We start from the raw sequence: 489 nt of genomic DNA, 5'->3' as shown, positions 1-489 counted from the left end.
CAAAGATTATAGCGGTATAAGGGTATTTCTCCCTTTTGTAGTTTTCGTGGCTTTTGACATAAATATCACATTTCCCACAATCTTGACTCGTTTTTACTACAACCAAGCCCCTGGAGCTCGATTGGCAATAACCCTGTTCCAAGTACAATTGATAAACCCCTTCTTCGCGCACTCCTAACGGATCGACAGTTCCATAATTACCGCCTTGAATGATTTCTCCGTTGCGCGTCCACCCGTGTTCTACGAAGTAGGGCAAAGGGGGAAGTATGGTAAACCACGGATTTTCTTTGGACACACAATGCGCTATACATCCGGTGGGCAACACCCACATATAGGTATCGTTGTGTTTGGGTACTTGAACGCTGTGGGTTGCCACGCAGCCGTTGTCGGCAATCACGCGAACCCGATATGGACCTCCTTCCGAAACCTCGATGGTTCTTCCGACCATACCGTTGCTCCATGTATAGCTATGCTGGTCTGAACCGCTAG

At 47.9% G+C, this 489-nt stretch carries 1 protein-coding gene; it reads right to left on the bottom strand.

What is annotated here, in order from left to right:
• Nucleotides 1–489: hypothetical protein (locus tag KO524_RS15200; RefSeq protein ID WP_219295077.1), on the bottom strand; the 489-nt coding region annotated here is incomplete at both ends.

This window comes from Flavobacterium sp. NKUCC04_CG (genome assembly GCF_019345525.1).
In the GTDB taxonomy this organism is placed as follows: Bacteria; Bacteroidota; Bacteroidia; order Flavobacteriales; family Flavobacteriaceae; genus Flavobacterium.
The sequence above is the reverse complement of the archived record's forward strand: the minus strand, read 5'-3'. Positions and strand labels throughout refer to the sequence as shown.